Source organism: Pseudoflavonifractor sp. An176 (assembly GCF_002160435.1).
Classification (GTDB): domain Bacteria; phylum Bacillota; class Clostridia; order Oscillospirales; family Oscillospiraceae; genus Enterenecus; species Enterenecus faecium.
The window spans coordinates 64,946-87,553 of sequence record NZ_NFKO01000001.1 but is presented as its reverse complement, the minus strand read 5'-3'; the positions used below and the strand labels follow the sequence as shown (position 1 = coordinate 87,553).

General features: G+C 44.7%; 18 protein-coding genes. All 18 read left to right on the top strand.

The window, feature by feature from the left end:
- Positions 1-2 precede the first annotated feature (2 nt).
- The 18 genes from B5F12_RS00425 (at position 3) to B5F12_RS00335 (ending at position 22,563) form a co-directional block, all read left to right on the top strand.
- Positions 3-746, top strand: coding sequence for an NTP transferase domain-containing protein (locus B5F12_RS00425; protein ID WP_242954848.1), 744 nt, complete (start codon positions 3-5; stop codon positions 744-746).
- Between the two features lie 50 nt (positions 747-796).
- Entirely contained in the window at positions 797-1,678 is an 882-nt protein-coding gene (locus B5F12_RS00420; RefSeq protein ID WP_242954847.1) for a phosphotransferase, read from the top strand.
- Complete coding sequence (locus tag B5F12_RS00415) at positions 1,675-2,649, top strand: hypothetical protein (RefSeq protein ID WP_087228641.1); 975 nt, start codon at positions 1,675-1,677, stop codon at positions 2,647-2,649. Before B5F12_RS00420 ends, B5F12_RS00415 begins: the two co-directional genes overlap by 4 nt.
- A 188-nt stretch (positions 2,650-2,837) precedes the next feature.
- Positions 2,838-3,392, top strand: coding sequence for an HAD family phosphatase (locus B5F12_RS00410; RefSeq protein ID WP_087228639.1), 555 nt, complete (start codon positions 2,838-2,840; stop codon positions 3,390-3,392).
- A gap of 153 nt (positions 3,393-3,545) precedes the next feature.
- Positions 3,546-4,412, top strand: a complete 867-nt coding sequence (locus B5F12_RS00405) for a hypothetical protein (RefSeq protein ID WP_242954846.1) — start codon at positions 3,546-3,548, stop codon at positions 4,410-4,412.
- Positions 4,412-5,323 (top strand): glycosyltransferase family 2 protein, encoded by a 912-nt coding sequence (locus B5F12_RS00400; protein ID WP_087228637.1) that lies wholly within the window; start codon positions 4,412-4,414, stop codon positions 5,321-5,323. The genes B5F12_RS00405 and B5F12_RS00400 overlap by 1 nt, the downstream gene beginning before the upstream one ends.
- A 14-nt stretch (positions 5,324-5,337) precedes the next feature.
- Positions 5,338-6,237, top strand: a complete 900-nt coding sequence (locus B5F12_RS00395; RefSeq protein WP_087228635.1) for a glycosyltransferase family 8 protein — start codon at positions 5,338-5,340, stop codon at positions 6,235-6,237.
- Positions 6,238-6,289: 52 nt separating this feature from the next.
- Complete coding sequence (locus B5F12_RS00390) at positions 6,290-7,216, top strand: GT-D fold domain-containing glycosyltransferase (protein ID WP_242954860.1); 927 nt, start codon at positions 6,290-6,292, stop codon at positions 7,214-7,216.
- Between the two features lie 6 nt (positions 7,217-7,222).
- A complete protein-coding gene (locus B5F12_RS00385) occupies positions 7,223-8,353 on the top strand; it encodes a polysaccharide pyruvyl transferase family protein (protein ID WP_087228631.1) in 1,131 nt (376 codons plus the stop codon).
- Positions 8,354-8,370: 17 nt separating this feature from the next.
- Positions 8,371-9,924 carry a hypothetical protein gene (locus tag B5F12_RS00380; RefSeq protein WP_087228629.1) on the top strand — a complete coding sequence of 518 codons (1,554 nt, stop codon included), beginning with the start codon at positions 8,371-8,373 and terminating at the stop codon, positions 9,922-9,924.
- The gene (locus B5F12_RS00375) at positions 9,917-10,894 is read left to right on the top strand and encodes a glycosyltransferase family 2 protein (RefSeq protein ID WP_087228627.1); all 978 of its coding nucleotides are present in this window, start codon (positions 9,917-9,919) and stop codon (positions 10,892-10,894) included. Before B5F12_RS00380 ends, B5F12_RS00375 begins: the two co-directional genes overlap by 8 nt.
- Before the next feature lie 667 nt (positions 10,895-11,561).
- Entirely contained in the window at positions 11,562-12,302 is a 741-nt protein-coding gene (locus tag B5F12_RS00370; protein ID WP_087228625.1) for a CpsB/CapC family capsule biosynthesis tyrosine phosphatase, read from the top strand.
- Between the two features lie 17 nt (positions 12,303-12,319).
- Complete coding sequence (locus tag B5F12_RS00365) at positions 12,320-13,324, top strand: LCP family protein (RefSeq protein ID WP_087228623.1); 1,005 nt, start codon at positions 12,320-12,322, stop codon at positions 13,322-13,324.
- Positions 13,325-13,339: 15 nt separating this feature from the next.
- The gene (locus tag B5F12_RS00360) at positions 13,340-14,095 is read left to right on the top strand and encodes a Wzz/FepE/Etk N-terminal domain-containing protein (RefSeq protein ID WP_087228621.1); all 756 of its coding nucleotides are present in this window, start codon (positions 13,340-13,342) and stop codon (positions 14,093-14,095) included.
- A gap of 12 nt (positions 14,096-14,107) precedes the next feature.
- The gene (locus tag B5F12_RS00355; protein WP_087228619.1) at positions 14,108-14,809 is read left to right on the top strand and encodes a CpsD/CapB family tyrosine-protein kinase; all 702 of its coding nucleotides are present in this window, start codon (positions 14,108-14,110) and stop codon (positions 14,807-14,809) included.
- Between the two features lie 52 nt (positions 14,810-14,861).
- Entirely contained in the window at positions 14,862-15,953 is a 1,092-nt protein-coding gene (locus B5F12_RS00350; RefSeq protein WP_143482287.1) for a hypothetical protein, read from the top strand.
- A 128-nt stretch (positions 15,954-16,081) separates the two neighbouring features.
- Complete coding sequence (locus B5F12_RS00345) at positions 16,082-17,980, top strand: nucleoside-diphosphate sugar epimerase/dehydratase (protein WP_343286305.1); 1,899 nt, start codon at positions 16,082-16,084, stop codon at positions 17,978-17,980.
- A 650-nt stretch (positions 17,981-18,630) separates the two neighbouring features.
- Complete coding sequence (locus B5F12_RS00335; RefSeq protein WP_087228614.1) at positions 18,631-22,563, top strand: LamG-like jellyroll fold domain-containing protein; 3,933 nt, start codon at positions 18,631-18,633, stop codon at positions 22,561-22,563.
- Positions 22,564-22,608: the final 45 nt, after the last annotated feature.

Genomic DNA, 22,608 nt, shown 5'->3' with positions numbered 1-22,608 from the left:
ATTTGGCAAAGAGATTGCATTTAATTATGCCGATGGGAGGGGCAGGTTCTCGTTTTTTTAAGAATGGCTTTGTAATGCCGAAGCCATTAATTGAAATCAACGGGAAGCCTTTTTTGTACTGGGCAACGCGTTCTATTGAAAAATACGTAGAGTTGGAAGACATTACTTTTGTTGTATTAAAACAGCACATTGCAGATTTTGATATTGATAAAGTGATTTTACGTTATTTTCCTGATGCAAAAATTGAGGCAGTGGATTTTGAAGAGGTTAAATCTGGACCGGTGATGACTTGCCTTAGTGGGATAAAAAACGTATCAGATGATAAACCAATCCTATTTAATGATTGCGATCATATGTTCTCTTGTAGTTCTTTTGCTCGTGATATGAATTCTGGTACGTGGGACTACGATGGAGCATTGTTATCGTTTGATTCTGATCAGCCGCAATTTAGCTACATTCAATATGAGAATGATCGAATCATAGGTACAGTAGAAAAAAAAGTGGTCAGCAATCATGCTATTTGCGGCGCATACATGATTCGCAATGCTCAAATGTTCCGTAACATGGCGGAAATATATCTGAAAAACTGCAATTACAGCGAATTTTTTGTAAGTGGCATCTATAATGTAATGTGTCAAAAAGGCCTTGACGTGCAAAACCATACTGTAGATTTTCATGTACCGTTTGGTACTCCGTCGGAATACGAGAAGGCGCAGCATTCCGAGTATTTCACAGTATTAGAGTGAGTAAGGAGCGGTGTGCACAGGATACCGCAAAATCGGGAGTGATAGATAAGGTGAACAGCTATAATTTAGGTGGTCATTCTGGATGTCAAATTCATCTGATGGAAGATGATGATGGAAAGACCTTTGTTCGTAAGATTTCAAAGGATGCGGACTATAACGAGAGATTAAAAGCTCAAAGTGAAAAGCAAGCCTCTTTTAAAGGCGAGCCAGTTAAAGTCCCAGCTGTTTTGAATCAGGGATATACGGAAGAAGGCTTGTACTTTTTTGACATGGAGTATGTCCAGGGGATTACTCTTGCTGAATACATCAAAACAATGGAAATAGGGAAAGTGAAAGGGCTGGTCGAGTCACTGGTTAGTAGCATAATGCCCCCCCATGCCATTACATCTACTCCGGAGTGCAAATATGATGTGTCACAAATATTTGCAAAGAAGCTGTCGGACTTGAAAAAGACTTTATCTGTCCACAACAATCCTGTAATTAATCAGTCCTTGGCTTTGCTGGAAGCGCATGACTGGAGTAAACTGAGTTATTCTCAGTGTCACGGCGATATGACTTTGGAGAATATCATCGTAAAAAATGATAAGCTCTACCTCATTGATTTTCTGGATTCATTTTATGACTCCTGGTTTTTAGATATTGGCACATTGCTGCAAGACGTCCAGGTAATGTGGTCCTATCGTTTTCAAGAAACTGTTAGTATGAATACGGTCCTCCGCTTGATTGTCTTCCGGGATATATTGATTGACGAAATTAAAAAAGTAAATCCTGCGTATGTAGTTGAGGTATATTATTCGTTATTACAAAAGCTGATAAGAATTTATCCTTACACAAAGGACGAACTTACATATCATTTTTTGAATGAGAATACAAGTCGTGTGATTGACAGAATAACGCAGTTAGAAAAAGCAGCAGGGGAGGTGTCGTTATGAGCACATTGATTGTACCCTGCATGGGACGGAAACTGGCCAATGGAATTCCACAGTATTTGAACCGACATCCGAACGGAAAATTGCTGATTGAACGCAGCATTGAGGGTGTGTACACAGATTGGTATGAAAAGGTTTTGGTTGTTTTGCTGGCTGAGGATGAAAAAAAGTTTCATTCAAAGTCAATTATTTGCCGTGAAGTAACAAAATATCCCATTGAAGTAGTTGCTCTTGATGAGATGACAAGTGGACCAGCGGAAACGGTATATGAAGCATTAAGAAGAGCCAATATCACAGGAACGGTTGTTGTAAAAGATGCTGACAATTATTTGAAGACAGAAAAGGTGCCACAAGGAAATTTTGTTGCCGGACTTGATCTGAATGTATGGGAGCGAGACATCCATAATTTAAGGAACAAGAGTTTCTTAATTGTAAATGAGCAAGGAAATCTATTGGACATCATTGAAAAACAAGTGCGTTCCGATATAATTTGTTTGGGGTTATATGGATTTAATAAGGCTGAAGATTTTATAAAGGCGTATGAACATTTGAATGATGTAAGCTATCCGATTACCAAGTTGTATGTCAGCCATGTCATTTCCTACCTGATTGGTTACTCAGGGCGAGTATTCCATTATGTACCTTCTTTGGCGTACGAGAATTGGGGAGATGAACGTCTTTGGAAGGATATGCAGCGAGATTATACACTGTACTTTATTGATTTGGATCACATACTTGGTACGGAAGGTATTTTAACTGAAGACAATAAGATGAAGCTCACAACCTTGCAAAACAGAGGGGCTTCTTTTGTAGGATACACCGTAGAAAATGAGTATTATAAAATTGAAGCGTTGAAGGCATTGCGGGAAGCCGGACTGAATTTTATCAAGATTGTGTATGGCTGTCCGTATTCAGAAAATAAGGAAATTATCGCTTCAGAAGAAGAACTTGAAAACAAAGTGATTGAATTATAGGAAGGTTGGTACGATGGACCAATAAAGAAATTACACGATTTGTTTTATGCGTTTAATAAATAGCGTTTGTTGTGATACCCCATAGCATTATTTTGTTAAATACAGTGCATTCATAAGCTATTTCTCCCTTGCAGGCGTTGTTTCGCCTGGAAGATGCATTATAAATGAGCTGATCTGAAAGGATAAATATGAAACTGGTTATTGTAGACCTTGACGGTACCCTATTTGATACAAAAGATGTAAATTACCAGGCTTATAAAGAAGCGATTGCGCCATATGGGTATGATATGGACTATAAATATTATTGTGAATTCTGTAATGGACGGCACTATCTGGATTTTTTGCCGCAGATTACTACCGATGATAAGGAAATTCTGACTGCAATACACAATGCAAAAAAGATGGCCTATAGGAATCATCTGGATAAGGCAAAATTGAATAATGGTCTGGTCGATATTATTAGACTCATGAAATCAGAGTATAAAACAGCAGTCGTAACCACGGCATCAAGAGATAATTGTTATGACATTCTTAACCAATTTAATCTTATCGAGCTTTTTGATTTGATTCTTACACATGACGATGTTACGAAGGCAAAGCCGAATCCAGAAGGATTCTTGAAAGCAATGCATCATTTCAACGTAACGCCTGCGGATACAATTATCTTTGAGGATTCGGATGTTGGGTTAGAAGCAGCGAAGAGGAGTGGTGCTTATTATTATAGAACGTATTGTTTTAATTAAAGGAGCACGACATGAGTAAGAAAACAACACAGACGATAAAAGGTGTGGCAATACTGATTATGATTATGCATCATTTTATCGTGATTCCGTTTACAGAGTTCCCGTACGTTGTGATTCTGTTCGGGTATGCATGTAAAATATGCGTGGCCATTTATGCCGTATTGTCAGGGTATGGATATTTTTTTTGCCAAAGAGAAAACAGTTAGGTATGGATTAAAGAAAATTTGGGGGTTGCTCCAGATATACTGGCTATCATTGTTTACTTTATTTATCCCCGCTGCTATACTGGGGGGATGGGAATTATCACCGTGGCAGTTAGTGATCCAATTGTTTGGGTTGTTACCGAATTTAAACTGGTTTGCATGGTATGTATTTTTCTATTGTTTCTGTATGTTGATAATGCCTCTACTTTGCAGACTCGATGTATTCCGTTTCAAACCGGCGGTAAATCTTTTGCTTATGCTATTTGTTCCATATATTATTGAAGTTGCCTTACATATAATGCCTAATTATGGAACTAATACTCTTGTTAACGATTTATTCAGCTGTTTTTTGTATTTTCCGTGTTTTTTCGTTGGTTATTGGATGGCAGAAAATCATGTGCTGGAATGGAGTCGCAAAATAAGATTGTTGCGTAATCCCATCATATGCGTACTGGGAGTTTTTGCGATATTTGCAGCAAGAATTTTGGTTCGCTCTGTTGGTGTTTTTTTGCTTGATGTATTTTACGCACCTGCACTAATCTGTATTCTTGTTAACCTGAGTGAGATATTTGATTGTAAACCAATTTCTGCGTCATTGAATTGCCTGGGGAAGTACTCGACAGGAATTTGGTTTTTTCATGCAGTGTTTTTCTCGACGTATGTTTGTGAGTGGTTTCAACCCATACTACGGTTCGTTTCATGGCCACCCCTTATGTTTGTGTGGCTTGTTGTACTAAGCCTGGGCGGAGCATTTATCTATCAGAAGGTGTTGGATGGATTGCGTGCCTTGCCGCAGCTTGTGAAAAGGAGTTTGTAATGGTCTCTGTTCTTATTCCAGCTTATAATGCAGAAAAAACGATATGTCGCTGTTTAAATAGTGTTTTATCCCAGACGTTTCATGATTTCGAAGTAATTGTTGTAAATGATGGCTCTAAAGACACTACGCTCAGTATGATAAGAGGATATTCAGAGAAGGATGCACGTGTCAAAGTTGTTGATCAGCCAAATCAAGGTGTCGCCACAGCTAGAAATGTGGCTCTGGAACATGCATGTGGGGAGTACATCCTTTTTGTGGATGCCGATGACTGGATTGAGCCGAACATGCTTGAAAGATTGCTGGAGTTGAGTGATGACGCGGACATTGTTTTTTGCGGGAATGATAATGCAGACACCCCCAGAGAGAAAAAAGAAATAGATGTGGTAGCGATAGAGTATTGGGATCAACACCAACAAATGTTAGAGTTCATGAAGCATAGACGTATGACGGGTATGCTTTGGAATAAGTTGCTTCGGCGCAGTACCACACAAGGTTGTCGATTTAATGAAAAAACAGGATATGGTGAAGATGCAGAATTCCTATGGCAGGTCTTAAAAAAATCAAAAAAGATGATTGTTACAAATGAAACGCTATACCACCATACCTTAGAAAAAACGAGTATTTCACACCATTCATTTTCGAACCAAAAGTATTCGGCGATTTCTATGTGGGAAGAAATCAATAGGGATGTGGATAGTAATTATCCAGCATTAAAAAATTTGGCAAGAGAACGGCTTATGTGTGCTGCTGTCTTTAGCTTGTATGAATGTAAAAAATCCGGTTATCGGAATGAAGAACAAATCCAGCACATGAGGAGAATTGTTCGGGGGAACGCAATGGTGTTGGTAGGATCCTCTAATGTTTCATTGAGATTTAAGGTTTATTCTTGCCTAATCTGTCTGGGATTTTGAGTAAAGGAGAACGTATGAATATTTTGATTTCCGTTGATCAAAGATATGTCGAAAAGGCAAAAACAACACTTTTCTCTTTGCGGTTACATACAAAAGAAGAGATAACCGTGTATCTGATAAATCATAGTTTGTCTGATGAAAGCACCAGGGAGCTGGGAGAATATTTAAAAAATAAGTGTGATATTCAATTATATGTTATTGACGCAAAGAAAACTGCGCTCGACAATTTTCCAATCCCAAATTCAAATTTTAGTATTGAAACTTATTATAGAATTCTTGCACAATTTATGCTTCCAGATTCGGTGGATCGCGTACTTTGGCTGGATGTTGACATAATTGTTCAGAAGGATTTATCTGAGTTCTATTGGCAAGATTTCGAGGGAAAAAAATTAATTGTATGTTGCGATCGACAAAATATGACTGAATTAGTATTTGAGAGAAAGGAGGCTTTGGGATTAGAAAAAGATTACCAGTATTTTAATGCTGGTGTATTACTTATAAATTTAACCCTACTCAGGGAAGGATTGTCGCTGGAAGATTTAGTTAAAGAATGTGAAAAGTATATTGACGTGCTGTTCTGGGGTGACCAAGATTTACTGAACCTGCTTTATGGAGATTCTACAAAAATCGTTGATTGGGAAAAATATAACTTCCAAATTAATGGTGATCGCCATGTTTCAGAGGAAGCTGTATTGAAGGCGTATATATTACATTATACAACAGGACGTAAGCCTTGGAATTATAAATACTTATGTTCATCATCAAAGTATTACTGGAGGATTAGGCTCAAGCAAGGTGAAGGGTTTGAATTATTGTATCTAATTCCAATGAGCATCATTTACCAGTCTGTCTACTATTCCATGCGTTTGGTTTACCATCAGTTGAAAAAGTTAAAAGGAAGACCGAGAAGCTAAAAACTGATTAATTTTTGAATATTTGATTTGAGGAGGCGTACAGGTGGAGAAAATGTCGACACTGTTGAAGAATCTTTTGCGTCCAGCTTGGTATAAGTTAAAAGAATTGGCGTATGGTCTCTTTTATTTGCGGTACAAATACTTAGGAACAAAACCCAAAATTCTTTCCTTTGACGAAACAATTCAATATATAATAAAAAATAGATGCTCTGTATCTAGATTTGGTGATGGTGAAATTGTTCTTATGCTTAAGCAGCATAAGATAGGTTTTCAGGAATTAGTGCCACAATTATCGGTCGATCTCCTCAATAGCTTCAAAGTGAATGATCCCAAAGTTCTGATATGTCTAAAGGGATTGTTTTTTAACTCGAAATTTGGAAGTGATGAAAGAAAGTTTTATGAATACTATTATTTTGAGTATTATCGTCATTTTTTGCGCCATTTAAATTTTGAATATGTATATGGAGCTGCTGATTTAACAAGATTTTACGAGCCAAGTAATTGGAAATGGACGGACTATGATAAGTTGGAGAGATATGTTGACAGGTTAAAAAAAATTTGGAAAGGTCAAAATGTTATTTTTGTCGAGGGGAATAATACAATGCTCGGCATTGGGAATGATCTATACGACAACGTAAATTCGATTAGGAGGATCTTGTGTCCCTCTCAAAACGCATACTCCGTTAAAGATCAGATTTATCAGTCGATTGTAAAAAATGCCACAGAAGACGATTTGGTGCTGTTAGCGTTGGGGCCTACAGCATCTGTTCTAGCAGTAGAACTGGCGGTGTCAACAAAATTATGGGTTATTGATATTGGTCATGTCGATGTCGTTTATCTATGGATGAAGAACAGGTGCAAATATAAGATGAATATTGAAGGTAAACATGTGAACGAAGCCAGTGAGGATGCTGGAATAATCCCTATCCGTTATAACAAAGATATTTATAAATCTCAAATTATAGATGAGGTTAGGTGAAAAATTGTGAAAAAGGTTGCAATAATAACGCACTACTATAACAGCAAAAATTATGGTGGAATGTTGCAGGCTTACGCCCTGCCTCATTTTCTGAATAAAAATGGATATGAGGCAAAGCAGGTGTGCTATTGTGGGAATACATCTCTCAAGCAAAATACGAGATCACTCTGTGTCACAGCTAAAGAGTTTGCGGCAAAGTTGAAATGGTACTTTCTGGACAGAGATTTTTACTATCAGGGAGTACAAATGAAGAAAAGAATAAAGCGCTTTGAGGAATTCCAGAATAATGTTGTAGAACATACCGAGAAGGTGCACTCAGATACTTCACTGAATTTACTCGATGCCGATTTCGACTGCTTCATTACTGGTTCTGATCAGGTTTTTAACTATAATTGCTACGAATACGGATACTGGTTGGAATTCACAAATAAACAAAAGCTTTCCTATGCTGCGAGTATGGCGTTGGATGCAATTCCAGATGAATGGGTCGAATACACGAAAAAGGCACTTCGAGACTACAAGACCATTGGTGTTAGAGAAGAAAATACACAGTATTTGTATTCAAAGTTGCTGAATAGAGAGATATCGCTCAATTTAGATCCTGTTTTTCTACTAGAAAAGACAGAGTGGGATCAAATTGCTGCTGATAGATTGATTGATGAGGATTATGTGTTTACCTATTTCTTGGGATCAAACAAAAAAGAGAGAGAGCTAGCTAAGGAATATGCACGAAAGCATAATCTAAAATTGGTAAGTATTCCATTTTATTATGACGGGAATAAGCTGATGGACTTAAACTATGGTGACTACAATGTAATTGATGCGGGTCCCCGTGAATTTATTTCATTAATAAAGCATGCACGCAGTGTTTTTACAGACAGTTTTCACGCTATCGTATTTTCTGCCATTTACCACAAACAGTTCGCAGTGTTTAACAGAAATGCGAGGGGAGAGATGTCCACTAGAATTGTATCAATTACTAGGTTGTTTCATGCAGAAGAACGATTTATACACAAAGAGACGATGGAGGACATTGCGTATATCGAAGAAATTTTGCGTGGGAATGTGGAGTATATGACCAATGAGATTCTAACATTACGAGAGAGGAGTATTCGATATCTTTTAAATAATGTGTAAAGAGGAGAAAATATAGAATGCAAAAGGATCTAGGCAACAGAACAAGGGCAGCAACTAAAAATATGTTTTGGGGAATTGTAAGTAAAGTAGTGTCTTTGATTCTGTCATTTGGCTCCAGAACGATATTCATACATTATTTAGGGAAAGAGATGCTGGGGGTCAATTCCTTATACACCGAAGTACTAAGTATGCTCTCCCTTGCCGAGCTAGGATTTGGCACAGCATTTACATTTTCAATGTATAAACCCATCGCTGATAGAGATGATGAAAGGATACGACAGCTTTTAGGCTTATTTAAGTTTGTATACCATATAATTGCGGTAGTTGTTTTAGTATTAGGTCTTATATTGACACCATTTCTTCAGTATATTGTAAAAGGTGCAGATTCGCTAAATATCCAGCAGTTAAGGCTATATTTTGTGCTTTTCTTGTTGAATACAGTAATCAATTATCTTGTTCAATACAAAACTACATTTGTTAATGCTTGCATGCAGTCGTATGTAGTTAGCAATATTGAGATGATAACAAATACAGCTGTTTTGGTATCACAATGTATTATCGTTATCATTTTTAAGAACTATTTTCTCTACTTGCTGATAAACACGGTAATGCTGATATTTTCCAGATTTGCAATTGCCCTCTATTTGAATGTCAAATATCCTATTTTAAATCAGAAACCAAAGGAAAATTTGCCCAAATCAGAGAGGAAAAAAATATATAAAGATGTAAAGGGACTTGCATTGCAAAATTTTGCGGGAGTTGCAATTCACTCTACGGACAATTTAATTATTTCAATGGTCAGCGGACTCGGAGTGATTGGCGTTGGGTTGGTCTCTAACTATAATACACTAATCACATCCGTTACAGGTTTTATAACAATTGTTTTAGGAGCGCTGACACCTGGATTTGGAAATTTGGTTGCATCTTCAAGTCAGCAACGATATAGAGAATGCTTTGAAGAAGTAAATTTTTACGATTTCTGGATCTATGGTTTCTGCTCGATTGCTTTTTTTGTTTTAATTCCGCCATTTATTGTTTTGTGGATTGGGGAAGAATATCTGATTGATACTATCCCGTTTTTACTTATTGTAATGAATGTGTATCTGCTTGGTCAAAGTGTCATTTATAACAATGCAAGAATTGCCAAAGGAAATTACAATTTGGATAAATGGATTTCTGTTGCACAGGCGCTGATTAATCTTGTTGTATCTATTGTGGCTGCAAAGATACTAGGCCTTACAGGTGTGTACATAGGGACAATTGTATCGAGACTATTTTATGTAGTTGCACGTCCAGCTAGAACTTATCGATTTTTATATGGTTGCTCAGTTTTAGAATATTTTAAGAATTCTATTATGTTTCTTTTGGCGACAATTTTTGCGGGATCTGTGACTTATCTAATGTCGTTGAGAGTTTTTGTAGATGGAATATCAGTGTTCACTTTTATTATTGCTTGCATAATTGTTGCTATCATACCTAATTTAACATTTTTGCTGCTATTTTATAAGACACAGTATATTAAGCTGTTTGTTAAGCGGTTGAGTAGCATTGTAAGGAGAAAAAATGGATAAAGTATTAAGTATTATTTCGCCATGTTATAATGGGGCTAAATATCTGCCTCGCTTTTTAGACTCAGTCCTGGCGCAAACGTACCCTTGTATTGAACTTATTTTGGTTAATGATGCCTCAACGGATGATACGTTACAAGTAGCTGAGTCGTATGCACCGCGCTTTGCTGACCGGGGGATAAAATATATCATTAAGACACAACCTGTCAACAAAGGTCAAGCGGCAGCTATCAATGTTGGATTGCCCATTTTTACTGGCGATTACGTGATGTGGATGGATTCTGATGACATTTTCTTTCCGAGTGCAGTAGAAGAAAAGGTTACGTTCTTAAACGATAATCCGGAGTACGATTTTGTTCTGAATCAGGGGATAGTTGTTGATGAGAATAATTTGGATCGAGTTATAGGAACGTTGCAAAGATTCAAGCCAGAGGGGAAAGATGACCTCTTCTCAGATATGATTTATGAGAAAAATGTCATATTTGTACCAGGTGGAATTTGTGTTCGGGCGGAAGCAATAAAAGCAGCCATTCCCACAAGGCAGATTTTTGAAAGTAGAGAGGGACAAAATTGGCAATTGGTGCTACCCCTTGCCTACTCATGTAAATGGGGATATATAGAGAAGCCGTTATTTAAATATGTCGTGCATTCTAACAGCCACTCTCACTTTCAAAGGACGTATGATCAACAGATAACGCGGTATGAAAACTTTGAAATTTTATTAGATGAAACTTTAGATCGTATTTGCACGATGCCTGTGAATGAGCGAAAGGAATGGAAACAAAAGATTAGAATTAAATATATGTATGCAAAATTAAGCGCAGCAAGTAAGTACCGCCTGAGAAGTGAATACAAACAACATAAACGTAGGCTAATTGAAGATGGACTTTCAGTATCTATTTTTAAGGCTTATAATTTATATTACATAAAAAGATTGTTCTTGATGGTAAGGTTTTGGCTATTCCATCGTTAATTGTATTCTGCGGTGCCCAACGGCATCTGAGTGCAGCTAACGGAGGTACGGTTCAGATTGTAAATAGATATCGGATTAGCTATGCATTTTTTATGCATATGGATATCTTGGCCGACCTGCGAGGGCATGGTTTCGGACCGCTCCAGGCCACAATCGGCAGACGGCTCAAGGTATCATCCCTTTAGAAGGGGGATATTGGTAGGCAAACATGATAGAGAACTTAGGACAACCTAAAGTTCTGCGTGGACTCCATACCGTTGAATCTGGCGATGGATTGCTGAAATGGAGATGTCATGAGAAAATACCTTCATAGCAAACTTACCCGGCCGATAACTTTGCTATGAAGCTGTTCTGTGGCGAGTTGAACCATGTAGCTGGCACCCAGTGTGGAAACAAGAAATGCATGAATATGATATAGCTGTAGGCTACCTTTAGGATGTCCCTATTGTTGGCTGATTTTATCTAAGATGGATTCTGCAAACCTGCTTGTGCAACAACCTTGATACTATCCAGACAGTCTGCCGATTGCATAAAACACATGGTAGAAAATAGTAGGAATAGGTATATTTTTTGAATTGAAAAAAGGCACGAACTATGATACACTTTCAGTTCGTGGAGGTTACATCAAAATATGTAAAAGAGCAGGATTTGTGTAGGTGATGAGTCTATGGAGAACATGAAAAGTGAAATCGTCATAGACCTGCATACCCATATTTTGCCCCAAATGGACGATGGGAGTCAGGATGTAAACACCTCGGTAGCTCTGCTGCACCTCCTCTGGGAACAGGGGGTACACACAGTGTGTGCCACCTCTCACTATTATGCTCATCAGGAGTGCATGGAGCAATTTCTCCAGCGCAGGCGCCAAGCGGTATTTGCGCTGGGCGATGCACTGGGAGAAGCGGGGGTGGAGGAGTATCCCTCTATCCGCTTAGGGGCTGAGGTAGCCTATTTTCCTGGCATTTCTCAGTGTCCGGAGTTGGAACAGCTGTGCTTGGGCGGTACTCGGACGCTGCTGTTGGAACTCTCATATACCCAATGGACCCCACAGCAAGTGGAGGAAGTGGCCAGCCTCAGTTTGGATCGAGGCTATCAGGTGATTCTGGCCCATCCAGAGCGTTTTTCTCATATGCGCAGTTACTGGAATGATATGGAGCGACTGATGTCTTTGCCCCTTGCACTCCAAATCAATGCAGATTCCCTGATCCACTGGAGCAGCCGTAAATTGGCGCTGAGTTTGCTGAGTCACGCGCAGAGCCCTCTCGTGGCCAGTGACTGCCATAACTTGACTTCGCGCCCGCCTAGATTGGAGAAAGCCCGCCTTGTAGTAAGAAAAAAGCTTGGAGCAGACATTCTGACTCGTATAGACGAAACGGCGCTTCGTTTCACACAACCAACTGGAGGATAAAGCTAGGAGGCTGAGATATGAAGACACGCCAAAGAATTTCGCGGAAAGATAAATTACGAGCTGGCATTGTTGTAGTGGTTTTGTTTGCTGTAATCGGTTTGGGAATATTGGCATTACAGAGGTGGCAAGAGTATCAGCAGATGCAAACAATACCGGCAGGTGAGAGCAACCGTAAGGTTCTGGAGTATCAGGGAACTACTTATGTAGCACGAGAGGGAATTGAATCGTACCTGTTCATGGGCATTGACGTGGAGGGGCCAGCCAAGGGCAGCAAAAGCTACATTGGCGGCGGACAGGCAGATGTACAGTTGCTGCTTGTGGTTGACCGCTTCAACCGCACATGGCAGGTGCTGCAAATCAACCGAGATAGCATGGTCGAGGTACCTGTCCTAGGCGTGAACGGGAAAGAGGTGGGTACAGAATACCAGCAAATTGCCTTGGCTCACTCCTACGGAGATGGTTTGGAGACAAGTTGCGAGAACAATGTGACTGCAGTGTCTAGAATGCTTCAAAACCAGACCATTCAAGGATATGTGGCATTGAATATGGATGCCATTTCGATTATCAATGATCAGGTGGGTGGGGTAGAAGTCACGGTATTAGATGACTTTTCCCAGTTGGACCTATCCCTCGTAGAGGGGCAGACCGTGACCTTAACTGGAACCCAGGCTTTAACGTATATACGAGGACGTCAAGGTGTAGGAGACGAGACCAATCTATCTCGTATGGCTCGGCAGGAACAATACCTAAACGCATTGTATTCGAAGTTAGCGGGGCTCAGTACAGATGTTGCCGTAAAAACGTTCCAGGCAGTGGACGATTATATGGTCACAGATATGAATGACCAATGGTTGAAATTGATGGATCGCTTAGAAGAATATGAAAAATTAGAACCACTTGCCATTGACGGAGAGAGTTATTTGGATGAGCAAGGTTCTACGGCATATCAGCTCGATGAGGACAGTCTGAAACAGGTGATGATACAGCTGTTTTATGAACCGATGTCCAAAGTAGACGAATAGAAAAGGAGTGTAGACATGGAGCATAATGAAACCTTGCATGCACCACAGCTGAATCAGTCTGCGGTGGATGATGGGGGCGAAATTGATCTGGTGGAAATTTTCTACCTGTTTTGGGGACATGCCATTCAAATTATTCTATGTGCCATCTTAGGTGGCTTATTGGCGTTTGGTTATACCCGGTTTTTAGTGACCCCGCTATACCAGGCGGAAGCGAAGTTGTATATGGTGTCCGCTTCTGCGGGATCTATGATTAGCATTTCAGATCTACAATTGGGCAGCCAGTTGACCTCAGACTACCAGCAGTTGATGGTTAGTCGCCCGCTATTGGAAGATGTGATTGACTCCTTGGATTTAAATATGGGTTATGGTACGCTCAAGGGAATGATTTCTGTGAGCAATCCAACAGATACCCGAATCCTGAGCGTGACAGTCACCAGCAGCGATCCCAAACTGAGTTGTGATATTGCAAATGAGTTGGTGGACCAAGCGGTGGTTTACTTGCCTCGGGTCATGGAATGCGATGAGCCCAATGTGGTGGAGCGGGCTGTGATTCCCGGTGGAGCCTCCAGCCCCAATTATGCCCGCAATGTGTTCTTAGGTGTGGCGGCAGGCATTGTGATTTGTTGTGCAGTGATTTTGATTCGATTCTTGGTGAACGACACATTTGTTACAGCCGATGACTTGGCACGTCGATTTGGAATTCAGCCGCTGGCATCCATTCCTGAGGCCGATTTGGGTGCCTTCAACAAGCGGTTGAAGCAAAAGAAGTAAGGAGGGAATTGCGTGAAACAGCTTACCATCAATCAGCTGCCACAGCTTCCCTTTGATGTGGCAGAGTCCATTAACCAGCTCCGTGTAAATCTTGGATTTTGCGGCAAAGAGATTAAGTCCATTATGATTACCAGCAGTACCCCAGATGAGGGAAAAAGTTTTGTCTCTGTGAATCTATGGCAGCAGATGGCGCATGTAGGAAATCGAACGCTGCTCATTGACTGTGACTTGCGTAATTCAGAGATGCGCACCCGCTATGGCATCGGTGGCGATGATAAGGTTTTGGGGTTAGTGCACTACCTTGCTGGACAGGTAGAGTTGGAGGATGTTATCTATCAGACAGACGTGTCTGGAGGATTTATCATTCCAGTGGCGACCCATATAGCAAACCCCTCCTTGCTTCTGGAGGGGGAGCGCTTTGAAAAGCTGATGGCCTATTGCCGGGATAACTTTGACTATATCGTTGTGGACACCCCGCCTATCATGAATGTGGCGGACAGCTTAAATATTGCAACGCATTGCGATGGCACTGTCCTGGTCGTGCGCAGCGGAGTGACCTCTCGCCGTTTGGTGGAAAACTCCATTCAGATGCTGCAAAAGACCTCGACCCCTCTTTTGGGAACGGTGTTAAATCGTGTGAACACCAACCGGAAGGCGTATCGCTATTATTACAAACGCTATTATCACAAGTATGGTTATTACGGGGGCAAGTAAAATCCCCCAAAGCAGTAATGAACCATGGTACATAAAGTAAGGAGGAACTTGCATGCGTAAGAACAGAATAATGGGGGCCGCTTTGGGAGTTTTCATGGCGGCCAGTGTAGCTTCTTCGGCCTTTGCAGCTTGGGCTCCCAGCAAGACTCAGCAGGAGATCATTTCTGCCAGCGGTGTTGCCAACATCGGTGGGAATCAAACCACCATTACTACGATTGTGGGTGGCGGAAAAGTTCCCGAGGGATATCCTGTCACTTCGAGCGGAAATTTGATTCTCTCTCAGGTCTCTGATCCTGTGGTCCTGGTGACCCCTCTGTCCCTCACCCAAATGGGCAACCAGGGGGTAGGAGAGGGCTTGGCCTACAAAGATAAGGCAGGCTTGGAGACGGAGAGCGGCCTGACTTATGCAGCCAATGCCAAGACAAACTTGGTGTACCAGACTGTGGTGAATGCTCAGGATACCACAGAGTTTTTGACCAAGTTTCCAGGAGACGTGAAGGGAGCCATGGAGGCTTTGATCGCCCAGAAAATCGAGGCCAAGCGCGCTGAGCTGGAACAGCAGAAGGCTGAGGCGGAAGCTAATGGGGACGAGGAGGCTGTGGCTGCCATTGAAAAGCAGTTGGCAGTTTTGGAGAACCCTGACTATGCCAGTGTGAACAATTATTCGCCTCTGGCGGTCTTTGATGTGTCTGCCAGTGCTGCTCTTCTGGAGCAGATGCAGGAGGGTGACACTGTGGATGTCACCTTCGAACTCAATGGTGTAAACCAGAACAGCGATTTAGTTGCGCTGCACTTTATGGGCGACATTGAGGACTGTGATGCCACGCTTGAGATGGTAAATACCGATTTTGACAACGCCGTGGTGGATTTTGATGTGGAAGTGCTGGATGTTGCGGCGGATGACGGAAAGGCTACCATCACCCTGTCTTCTTTCTCTCCTGTGATGTTGATGACCCGCGTGGAGACAGAGGAAGGGGCTCAGCCCAGCCAGGAACCCCAAGCGACGCAGCAGCCGGAAGAGAAGCCTCAGCCCGAGGAGAGCAGCAATATTCTTCCCTGGGTGATTGGTGGAATTGTGGTTGTGGTTGCCGTGGTTCTCTTTGTTGTGGCCAAGAGCAAGAAGAAGACTCCTGTAGAGAAGTGATGAACGGATACATCCTATCCCCGGTTTCCTGGCATGTGAAACCGGGGATAGTTATGTGTGAACACATTCTCAATAGAAAAATAGAGTGGAGAATTCCAAAGAGAGGAGTGTAACTCTTGAGATTAAAGATGACCTGGAAGATTCTCATCATTATGTTGGTGGATACACTGCTCATGGTGAGTAGCTATGCTTTGGCATTGTTAATACGGTTTGACTTTCATTGGTCACAAATACCTATGACCTATGTCCGTAGCTGGGCACCTTGTCTGATTGTGCAGTTGATTGTCACTGCCATCGTATTTTTCTGGCGCAGAATGTACCACTATATTTGGCGTACGGTCAATGCCCACGATGTCATTCGTATGTGTGTATCGGTTGTGTTGGCATTTGCATTATCTAATCTCTGTTGTGTCTTTTTAAGCTTACCGTTGCCCGCAAGTGTCTGGGTAATGGTTTTTGTGTTCCAACTGTGTGGACTGGTGGGCGAGCGCTGTGCATTGCGCCTCTGGTCTGTGGTTCAGTACTCCTATGGGAGAGGCAATAAGGGTGAAGAGCGGATTATGCTCATCGGAGCAGGGGAGTCTGGCCGCATGCTCTCTCGTGAATTGCGTTCTAGTCCCCAGGTAAAGGGACGGCTATGCTGCGTGATTGACGATAATCCCCAGTTGCATGGAAAGTATTTGGATGGAGTGCGCATCGTGGGCGGCCGTGACCAAATCGAAGATGCGGCCAAGCGGTACGATATCACCCAGATTCTCTTCGCCATTCCCACCATCCAGCCGGAGGAAAAGGCGGCCATTTTGAATATCTGTAAAATGACCGGTTGTCGTCTTCGAGTACTTCCGGGTCTCTATCAGCTACTCAATGGAGAGGTCAGTCTCTCAGCCGTGAAAGATGTTCAGGTGGAAGATCTGCTGGGACGTACCCCAGTGCAGCTGAACAAGGCGGTGGTGTCCGACTTTCTGGAGGACAAAGTGGTTATGGTTACCGGTGGCGGCGGCTCCATCGGCAGCGAGTTGTGCCGACAGATTGCCACCTGTCATCCTCGCCGGCTTATTGTTTTGGATATCTATGAAAACAACGCCTATGATATACAGCAAGAGCTGAAGCGACAGTACGGGACAAGGCTTGATCTACGGGTAGAAATTTGTTCCATACGAGATAAGAAGCGTGTCTATCAGATTTTTGAGCACTATCGCCCGGATGTGGTGTTCCATGCGGCAGCACATAAACACGTGCCCCTGATGGAGGATTGTCCGGATGAGGCTATCAAGAATAATATTTTTGGTACGTATCATGTGGTGCGCGCTGCTGAGAAGTATGGCGTGAAGAAATTTGTCATGATCTCCACGGATAAAGCTGTGAACCCCACCAATTTGATGGGGGCTACCAAGCGGTTCTGTGAGATGATTTTGCAGAGCCGCCGAGGCAGCAGTACCGAGTTCTGTGCGGTACGCTTTGGCAACGTTCTGGGCTCCAATGGTTCTGTGATTCCGCTTTTTAAGCGGCAGATTGCCAACGGTGGTCCGGTGACCATCACGGATAAGCGAATCATCCGATATTTTATGACCATTCCTGAGGCGGCTATGCTGGTGTTGGAAGCTGGAGCCATGGCCAAGCAGAGCCAAATTTTTGTGCTGGACATGGGGCAACCGGTGAAGATTCTCACACTGGCGGAAAACCTCATTCGACTGTCTGGACTGGAGCCGTACAAGGACATTGAGATCAAGGAGATTGGACTGCGCCCCGGAGAAAAGCTCTATGAGGAACTGTTGATGCAGAGCGAGCACCTATTGACCACAGCGAACGATAAAATCTTTGTGGAGGAGCAGCAGGTGATTCCCCAGCGGGATATCATGTGCGGACTGATTTCCCTGGATAACTTCGTATCTGCCCAGCGGCCTAAGGATGAACTGATTGCTCTGATGCGCTACTTGGTGCCAACCTTCCGGGATCCCGACGAGGTAAACCGGGAGGCAGTGGAGCGTCTGGAAGGTGCTCATGAGAAGCAGGCTGTCCGTGCATAACCTCAATATCCGGCACCCCAAGATGTGGCTGGGAGTGTGTATTGCCCTCGGTATGGTGACACTCTTGATATGGGGAAACTCCATGCGCACCTCTACCCAGTCTGCCCAGCAGAGCGGCTCGCTTCTGGCGTTCTTGACGCCATGGCTGACGGCTCTGGGGATTCAGGCGGAGGGATTCCACACCATTTTACGCAAGTTGGCCCACTTCTCTGAGTACGGCCTGCTGGGTGTTCTGTGGACGTTTGAGCTGTGGCTGGGGCCTCACAGTGAAAAGAGAAGGGGGACGATGGAGCGCCTGAGCCTTTGTATGCTCACGGCCTTTCTAGATGAGACCATTCAACTGTTTGTGCCAGGACGAAGCGGAGAGATCCGAGACGTATGGATTGACACAGCGGGTGCATGGACGGGTATTATGATCACAACGTGTCTTGTATGTATCGCAATGAAATTCCGAAATAGAAATAAGAATATGTGAGAAAATACCGCTTTACTGCCAATAGAGGCAGTGGAGCGGTATTTTACGTTTCATTTGTCTGCGACTACTGTCATTTTGACAAAGGGAGGAACACCGTGCCACAATATGTTTGTTGACAGTGTTGGACATAGCATGATACTATCACTATGAATTTATGTGAAAGGGAGAGAAGTCTATGAAACAAAAGGGGTGGAAGATCGTTTTATCTTCTGTGCTGGCATGTAGTATGCTCATGCCCTATGCGATGGGCGTGCGTACCATGGCTGCTGCGCCAGCGACTCAACTAAAAGATCACTGGAGTTTTGATTCTCTGACCAGCGATGCAGGAGAACACACAACGGCCACACTGGAAGGCGACGGCGTGAGTATTGTGGACAGCGGGAATTCGGTGTTTGGGAATGTGCTTCGATTTGGAGGGGGTACCGACAACTATCTGAAGCTGCAAGATTACATCAACACGGGAAAGGGACAAGTTTCCTTTTCGATGTGGTATCGGTACGATAAGACCATTACAGGGGATAAGGACTCTGCATCTACCGTGCTGCTTCAGCACGAGGGAAATGGACGATCTCTGTTGACCCTGCGCTCCAATGGCCAGTACCACACGTATATCAACGGAAAAGATGTGCTCTCCCAGAAGTCTGTGTCCAAGGGAGAGTGGCAGCACATCACGGTCACATTTGACCAGGGAAGTAAGAAGGTAAAGTTCTATATCAACGGTGTTTTGGACAGTGAGCAAGCGCTGGGTGACAGCACCGTGGATCAGCTGCTGACGCTTCGCCTGGGCGCCCATAAAAACGCAGGCAACACGGATCCTCATCCTATGCGGGGAGATGTAGACGAGTTCTATGTATACGAAAAGGTACTCACCGATGCAGAGGCCCTGGCAGTGTACGAAGATAAGGCTGTGGAGCTGTACCGGGCGGAGTTACAGACTGCTGTGGAGGCGGCTCAGGCCCTCTATGACAGCCACGCTCTGCCCGATGACCACGAATGTGCCGTGGAGCTGGCTCAGGCTATTGCGGCGGTGACGGAGGCCACAACCCTGGAACAGATGAAGCAGGCTTATGAGACGCTGCAAAATGCCGTAGCGGCATACCAGGCGGCTGTCCCACTGAACCTGACGGTCAACCTGGACCAGGTGAACCGAGTCATTGATGCGGATTCCATTTTTGGTATTAATCACCGCTATGCGTTCAACGGTTATGGTACCTTTGATTCTGAGACGATGCAGATGAAAGAGGAGTTTACCCAGCTGTACATGAATGCGGGTTTTGGCTCCATCCGGTATCCCGGTGGAACCATTTCCAATCTGTTCAACTGGAAAACCACCCTGGGACCGAAAGAAGAACGCAAGGACCAGATCCACGGCTTCTATAATAACCCGGGGCAGGGAGGTATTGAGCCCAACTTCGGCATTGCAGAGATTGCAGACTTTGCCGACCAGGTGGACTCTGAGATCGTCTATGTGTACAGCTTGGGCCGCGGCAATGCGCAGGATGCAGCCGACCTGGTGGAGTACCTGAATGCAGAAGTGGGTACCAATCCCAACGGAGGCATTGACTGGGCCCAGGTGCGTGCGGATAACGGACACCCGGAACCCTATCATGTGCGCTATTTTGAGATTGGTAACGAGATGCAGCAGGCCTATGGCCAGGCCGCTGACGGCACTTCTTCCCAGGGCTATTGGACCGACTATGTGTCCGGTGGAGCAGAGAAGGCCTACACCGAGGGCGGAACCGCCACGTTCACCCAGAGATACACAGTGGATGAGGAGAATTGGAACAAGGTGGCCTCTCAGTCCGATGGAAGTGCCAATCTGGTACGCTTTTTGCGGTATGCCAACCTCAACCCCGGTATGCTGGATGAAAATGGGGAGATTGTAGACGACCCCAGCTTCCGGGCCATGAATGATGGGGTGCGGGTCTATGTGGGGACCGATGGAAACCTGACGGAATGGACTGTGGTGGACAGCTTGGAGAACTCCGGGCCTGAGGACACCCACTGTGTAGTGAACTACGCCAACGGCTCCATCCTATTCGGTGATGGCGTTCACGGCAAGATTCCCTCCAAGGGCCAGAATATCTATGCCACCTACAGCGTGGACCGAGAGGGATTCCTTGATGTGTCCAAGGCCATCAAAGAGACCACCCAGAAGATCAATGAGGCGGAGGGCACAAACTACCAGGCCAACGTGTATACCAGCTTTGAATCCAAGGGCTTTATCAATCGCATGAATAGCCTGGGGGCCAACGAGTGGTACGATGGCATGACCATCCACCCCTATTCCGGCACCGTGTCCGGTGGCAGCGATGCCAATGCCTTCTATGACAACGCCATGAAGAAGGCAGAGAATGTGGGCATCCAGCACGTGCAGGACTATGTGGACATGCTGCCGGAGGGAAAGGTGCCTGTGATCAGCGAGTTTGGCATCTTCCGCAACACGGAATCTCAGGTGCGCTCCCAGACCCATGCCCTGTACATTGCCAAGGTGATGATGGAGTATGTGAAGCTGGGCAGCCCCTATATCCAGAAGCACTGCCTGGCAGACTGGTATAGTTCTGGGGCAGACTCCCTGGGGCCCACCCAGCAGGCGGTGATTCAGGTGGTAGCCCAAGAGGGGGCTGATACCTCCACAGGCGAAGGTGAATTCCGTTTCTTCTCCACTCCTTCCGCCCATGTGTTTGAGATGCTCAACGCTGGCTTCGGTGATCAGGTGGTGGAGGCCCAGGTGGCGAATGCTCCTACGCTGTCCAACGGTGTGACGGCCGTTTCCACCCTGGCCAGCAAGGACGAGGCTGGAAATGTGTACATCGCAGTGGTCAATGTGGACCGTGAGAAGGACTACCGCGTGCAGCTGAACATCCCCGGCATGGATCTGTCTGGCCGCACCGTAGAGATTCAGACCCTGGCCTCTGAGGGCATTGCCGATGAGAATACCCTGGAGAATCCCGACAACGTATCCATCGAGACGACTCAGATGGTCATGGGGGACAACCCTGTGGTGGAGCTTCCCAAGCACTCCTTTGTGGTGATGAAGGTGATGGCGCCTCAGCCTGAGACCTACACCGTGACTGTAAACACCCAGGGCCAGGGCACCGCCTCTGCCTCTGTGGAGACTGCCACGGCTGGTACTACCGTCACCCTGACGGCTCAGGCCGCCCAAGGTTGGCACTTTGTGGAGTGGAAGAGTGACGATGTCACCGTTTCCGACAACGCCTTCCTGATGCCGGAGCAGGCGGTGACTGTAACTGCCGTGTTTGCCCAGGATAGCCAGCCCGGCGATGTGGACAAGACTCTGTTGGAGAAGACCATCGCCTACGCTGAGACGCTGGACACCACCGGTGTCACCGACTCCGCTGTGGCCGCCTTCCAGAAGGCGCTGTCCGAGGCCAAGACCGTGATGGCCGACACCAATGCCACCCAGGAGCAGGTGAATGCCGCTTGGGACAACCTGCTGGAGGGCATCTGGGGTCTGGGTCTTACCCAGGGCGACAAGACCCTGCTGGAGCAGCTCATCACCAAGGCCGATGACATGATGGCCGATGCTGACAAGTATGTGGAGACCAACTGGCAGCAGCTGGTGGACGCTCTGGCCGCTGCCAAGGACGTGGCCGCGGACGGTGATGCCATGGATGAGGACGTCCAGCCTGTGGCAGAGGCCCTGTTGAATGCCATCCTGGCCCAGCGATTCAAAGCCGACAAGACCATTCTGGAAGACCTCATCACCAAGGCTGAGGACATCAACCTAGAGGGCTATACCGCCGAGTCTGTGGCCACCTTCCGCACGGCTCTGGCCAATGCCCAGGCAGTGATGGCGGATGAGAGCCTCAGTGAGGACGATCAGAGCGTGGTGGAGCAGGCGGTAGTCCAGCTCAGCGATGCCATGGACGGGCTCACGGCCCAGGGAGCGTCGGAGCCCAGTGATAAGCCGGAAGCTACCAACCAACCTGAGGCCACCCAGAAGCCCCAGGTCACAGAGAAGCCCAGCAGCGTGCCCCAGACTGGTGATTCCGCTCACCTGATGTGGTATGTGGTTGCTTTGATTGCGACTGTGATTTCGTTGGCAGGTACACTTGTGGTTGTGCGTACACGGAGCAAAAATTAAGTTCTAGACTCAAAGAGAGAGGTTGCTTTTATAGGCAACCTCTCT